Below are 5,836 nucleotides of genomic sequence, written 5' to 3' on the forward strand. Positions count from 1 at the left end.
GTAAAGGTAGAGCTTCATCACATCTCGCACTCGTGGGTATTGATTCATACTCCACACCTCTAACAACACAGACATCATTGAAAACAGAGAACCATAGACGACCATTAATAATAAAAGCAAAATGGCCATTTCAAGATACACATCTCCTAAAAAGAAAGAGAGCAGGACAAAGAGATATCCTCCAAGTTCGACGATCGGACCGATTAGTTCGACAAACCAAAAATAAGGAAAGGCAACCGTACCGACAAGCCCATAGCGAGGATTAAATGTCATTTTCTTATGAGTCCATAAGCTTTCTAATAAGCCTCTCTGCCATCTACTTCTTTGACGTTGCAACGTTTTTAATGAATCCGGCGCCTCTGTCCAACAGACCGGGTCGGCCACAAACTCAAGTCGTTTTTTAAGCTTTCTTTTTCGAATCAATCCGTGAATTCTTACGACCAATTCCATATCTTCTCCAACCGTGTGCTTTGAATAACCACCTGCTTCAATCGCCCACTTTTTTGAAAACACACTGAAAGCACCAGAAATTATCAGCAGCATATTATGACGACTCAATCCTACCCTTCCCATTAGAAAAGCACGTAAGTATTCAATAACTTGCATCACCAATAATGGATTTTTAGAAAGCCCTACTTTTAGGACACTACCCAGTTCTATCTCACAGCCATTTGCAATTCGAATGCTTCCACCTGAAGCGATCACTTCTCCACCCGAATGAATAATCGGCTTCATCACTTTTAATAGTGAATCGGTTTCTAGGATGGAGTCGCCATCGATTGAACAGAAATAAGGATACTTTGAGACATTGATGCCAGCATTTAACGCATCTGCTTTTCCACCCTTCACTTTATCGACTAATAATAGATTAGGAAGAATAGCTGACTGGTATACACCTTTGATCTCTTCGCATTCAAGCTGTTTACGAATAACCTTATCGACTTTCTTCATATGAAAATGCTCAATCATAAATGCCATTGTCTGATCTGTGGAGCCATCATTGACCACGATGATTTCCGTCTCTGGATACTTAAGACTTACTAACGAACGAACACTTTCTATGACCCCTGCTTCTTCATTAAAAGCAGGAACTAGGATAGATACAGGCTTAGTAAAATCATCCTGTAGGTAATCATCATGAGCTTCCTGCTTATCTAAACGGTATTCTTTTCTAATTTGAAAAAGGGAGATCACCAGTAAAAACGTATAAAACCCAATAACAATCAGCATATAGATGGTGATCGTCCAACCAAAAAACCACATGATTGAGTTAAAGATGTTATCCATGTTCTTTCCTCACACCTCTCAGCATTTCACCTGCGATATCAATCGCATACCGGTCTTCACTAGACGCAATGACTTCCTCTAACACCGCTCTTCCTCCATTCGTTTGGGTAAGAGATCTAGCTGCTTGTTGACGCACCCACCAAGAAGAATCATTAACTAACGATCGTAAGTATATTTTTGCATCTGGTACATAAATCACCCCAAGTAATCGTGCCATCAACATTCGCTCCTCCCAATGTGCAGATTCAATAAATGGCACATAGAGGTCAAAATGATGTACGTAACCGATTTTACAAACTGCTTTCATGATTCTTATTCGAACTTCCCGCTCAGAAGAATCCAACCACTCCTCCAAAAGCTCAATGTACTCAACCCTATTTTTCATTCCGATGACATCAATAACRCCATATTTTATCACCATCGGAAGTCRTTCATATTCATAGAGAATCTCTTGAAAAAGCTCTGAGTCTATCTCCGATAAAATGATGCGATATTCGTTTTCACTGAGCCCATCGCCACGTCGATCGATCATGTATTCAATCACTTTAGGGTGGTAGACACTTGCTAATAATTTATACATTTGAAAGTACTCTTCCTTGGAATAGCGCTTCTGTGTGTTCATCATTTGATCGACCACCTCGATTAATGACTCCATCCGATAGTCAACCATTCGATAGAGAGCATTCATTCGCCTGCTCCACTTTCTACTTTTTAATTCCTTTTTATAATAAGGGGATAGTTGATCGTCAGCATACTGGCTGATCCTAAGCCACGCTGCTTGGTCATGAATATGTCTTGTATACGTACTTAACATGTATTCAATTGCTTTTACTTTTAATGGTGACGTTACACGTAAATCATTCGTTAATGCATCACCCTGCACAAGATATCGATAAAGCTTTATGCTGTTCTCTTTGTTATAGTCATCCAATTGCTTTAGCTTTTTCTTCTCGATCAGTCGGTTCACCAATAGATAGACCAAGATCAGAGAAAGAACACTTCCAAAGCCGATAATAGTAATGATGAGTGCCTGGATCATTACGTTCATGTTCATCTTAACCTCTTTAAAAACCGTTTTATTTGAGCTTCAAGCATCTTCACCTGAAACGGTTTTCTGACATAATCATCAACACCTACTTCGTAGGCATGGATCATATCATTCTCACTTTTTTTCGTAGAGAGCATAATGATGAGATACTTATTCGTATTAGGAAGTCCACGAAGTTCATAGATCACTTCTAAGCCATCTTTTCTTGGCAAAATATCGTTGATGATAATGAGGTGCGTATGCGAACTTAAATGCCATTCTGACTGCAAAAATTTGTGACCATCTGAAAACGTCTTTATGTCTAATTGGAATGCATCTTGATCATAGCGTTGCAAAATATTGAGCAATACCCCATTTACAATCGGATCCGGCTCTATAATTGAGACTTTAATCACTTCCGTTTGAGGTTTTTTGAAATGATCGACTGGGACAATTTGAAAAGCATCACGTTCATTCGCATCACTTAATCCTCTTATACCAGAATCAACCACGTCCTTCATTTGAACGTTTGGATCACGTATCTCTACAACACTCCCGGTTAAATAAGCATCGATTTCGACTGGCTGCTGATGAGTAAAACACGTGAGGGGATAAACTTCATTGTATACTCTTTTTAGAAAATACGTCGCTTCGTTTTCTCCTGCAAAAGGGAGTATGAGAGCGAAAATATGATCGTTTCGTACTTTAAACAGTAGATCCGTATCTCTTAGTTGGGCTACTAAGAAGTCTGTCATGTTGATGAAAACTTGATCAGCCACAAACGCATTGTTCTCATTTTTTATCTTCTCGAGATTCATCACTTTTATAAACACCATCGTAAAAGGAGTTTTTTGTCTTTTTAAAGTCGCTAATTGATGACGATAAAAAATGTCTACAAACGTTTTAGTTTCAATATCAAATCGCTCGGTAAAATGAAGGAAACTAGATGTGTTGATCATTTTCTTTTGTTGAGCTTTAATGCTGATGCGCAGCTCTAGCTCTTCGAGTTGAAAATGAAACTTGATAAAGTCATCGGCTTTAAGTTGACCATAGTGTTGGACCAATGATTCAACTTCTGGGTTGCTAATGAAGATTGGAATGGAATCCCACATACATTGGCTCGAGATCGAATCACATAATTCATTTACAAACACATCACTCGTTATATAGATGAGGACAATCGCTTTTGGCTTCTGTTCATAAAAAAGCTCAATCGCCTTCTCCGCGTCATCACAAACAAGATAGTCATYACTCTCAACAACGGGTAGAAGACCTTTTACGCGAGAGGCAATCTCCGCACTTTCACAAAAGAACAAGATTGAATTTCGCTCGGTTTGATCATCTATTTTTTGGTTAAAAGGAAACAGATTCTGATCTAGTTTTGATTGATTCATTACAATTTCACCTACTCACTTAATAGTATTGTTTCATTTAACATTTTAAGGATAATCACTTATAAATCTCTTAATAGCACTTACCTCTTAAAGTAATCCCTTTAAGCAAAAAAGTGATCCACTGACCTCATAAAGGGTTTCAGGAATCACTTTAGATCGTTAGTTAACGATCGATTGATAAACAGCTCGAGTTGATTGTGCTGGCATAATGCCTAGTTCTTCATCTAATAATTTTTTGAAGTCTTGATACACTTTAATAGCTTCAGGGCGCTCACCTACGCGAATGTGATGGTTCATTAATTGTTGAACATATTTTTCGGAATATGGATTTTGTTGCAGCAATCGTTTAATCGTGATGATATAAGAATCTCTTGCGTGAATCTGTTGAAAATAATCACTCATATGCTCTAATAGCTTCATGTATTTCGCCTGGATCGTATTCGCTTTTTCTCTGGCCCAACCATACCCTTCATGCTCTAAATAACCGCCCTTATACGCTTCTACCATCTTCTCTAGTTGAACTAACTTATCCTCCTTCAACTTGAGTGTTGTCACATCCAATTGTTCAAAAGCCAAAAGGTCCCACTCGAAGTGATCTAACGTTAGTTTGTATTTATTCGCTTGGAAGGTAATGACGCCCTCATACCCATAGCTTTTTAATAATTGGCGCAAATACGAAATAGAGGTATGTAAATAGACTTTTGCTTTTTTGTAGTCATATTCTGGCCATAACTGATCGAGCAGGTGATCACGATCAACATACTGATCATGATGAGTAAGAAAAAATGCAAATAATTCTTTGACTTTAGCCATCTTCCATTTGATCAATTCATCCCCATAAAAAACGACCAACCCACCTAAGGAATTAATCGACAACGTTTCCTTTTTGGCAGGTATGGTTGTTGACACTGCTTCAGGCTTTATTTTCTGCTCCAAGCGCTGAATCGTTTTGATAAGGCGTTGTTTACTAACTGGCTTTAATAAATAATCAATCGAGTTTAGCTCAAACGCTTGAATGGCATAATCTTCAAATGCTGTAGCAAAGACAATCTGTACATCTTTATGATGATGCATTAACTGTTCAGCCAAGTCGATTCCACTTACTTTCCCCATAGCAATATCAAGAAAAGCAACATCAAAGTCTACCTCTCTCACACTCTCAAGAACAACACTAGAATCTGAGAAAGTCGCCACTACTTCAACTCCTCCGACTTCCTTTAATTTTCTTTCCATAAATCCTAAAGACAACACTTCATCATCTACTACAATTGCTCGTATCATCTTCCACCACCATCAAATAACTCTTTTATTACTAATATATAATTTAAGAAATGCTTTATGAACAATTTAAAACATTTGTAGAACTACTCTGTCAATCGGTTAACCCATTTGATGAAACATGTTTGGATAGCTGACGACTAAGCCTTATTCATTCACACTGATTGTCGTTTCATACGAATAGCATCGGTAATGGAAAGCTCAGCGCACCTTACTAATCAGGAAAGTATACGTCTGCGGCAACATTTTTGTTTCGAGTGTCGGAATGTAGATGTAAATCACATCAAAATATTTTTGATCATTTATCTCCCAATTGATCATTCGGTTTAGAGAATGTATTCACTCCTACTCTAGTCAAAATGGCAATATGTCGTAATCACTTGATTTGAATAACAGACAACAACTTTTCGATTTACCTTCACACAAATCCTCTCTTCTCTACACGTTCTATAACCTTCCAAACAGAATCCTCGAATAATTCTATCCCTTCTACGTCCCTGAWTGTCAGAAACGCCTCACCCACCGACACTCCAATTCCTCATCTTCAGGCTGCCTTATTCGTCATCTGGATGAATGATTTCTGTCTTGATTGAAAGATTGCGAACAGTACGCATAAAGAAATGGGAAGCATTAAGCTTAAATAAATATAATTCGCTCCGTATTCTGCTGCAATCCACCCAATAATGGGGGCACTTACTACCACCGACCCTTGATTACCTATCATGCGGTAGCTAGCCATTCTCCCATGATAATTAGCGTCCGTCGCCATTTGCTGGACGGCTTGTAGCAAGACTCGAATCCACGTTGTCCCAAGACCAATCAGAAAGATTCCGGCGAAAACGATGGGTAG

4 protein-coding genes and 1 pseudogene are annotated in these 5,836 nt (G+C 38.4%); all 5 read right to left on the reverse strand.

Going from position 1 to position 5,836, the window contains the following annotated elements:
* On the reverse strand, positions 1–1,287 hold a 1,287-nt coding region (locus AB685_RS25310; protein WP_047973359.1), incomplete at its 3' end, for a glycosyltransferase family 2 protein.
* Positions 1,280–2,341: a HEAT repeat domain-containing protein gene (locus AB685_RS25315; RefSeq protein ID WP_047973360.1), complete on the reverse strand. Its 1,062-nt coding sequence runs from the start codon at positions 2,339–2,341 to the stop codon at positions 1,280–1,282. The genes AB685_RS25315 and AB685_RS25310, both read right to left, overlap by 8 nt.
* A complete protein-coding gene (locus AB685_RS25320) occupies positions 2,338–3,708 on the reverse strand; it encodes a response regulator (RefSeq protein WP_047973361.1) in 1,371 nt (456 codons plus the stop codon). The genes AB685_RS25315 and AB685_RS25320 overlap by 4 nt, the downstream gene beginning before the upstream one ends.
* A gap of 159 nt (positions 3,709–3,867) precedes the next feature.
* Complete coding sequence (locus AB685_RS25325) at positions 3,868–4,989, reverse strand: response regulator (RefSeq protein WP_047973362.1); 1,122 nt, start codon at positions 4,987–4,989, stop codon at positions 3,868–3,870.
* Positions 4,990–5,530: 541 nt separating this feature from the next.
* Positions 5,531–5,836: pseudogene (locus tag AB685_RS31485) on the reverse strand (MFS transporter); the annotation flags it as partial.

It is taken from the genome of Bacillus sp. LL01, from assembly GCF_001037965.1.

Bases quoted from the DNA above. Each gene is read 5' to 3' on its own strand.
- AB685_RS25325 (WP_047973362.1), bottom strand. From the start codon at position 4,989: ATGATACGAGCAATTGTAGTAGATGATGAAGTGTTGTCTTTAGGATTT.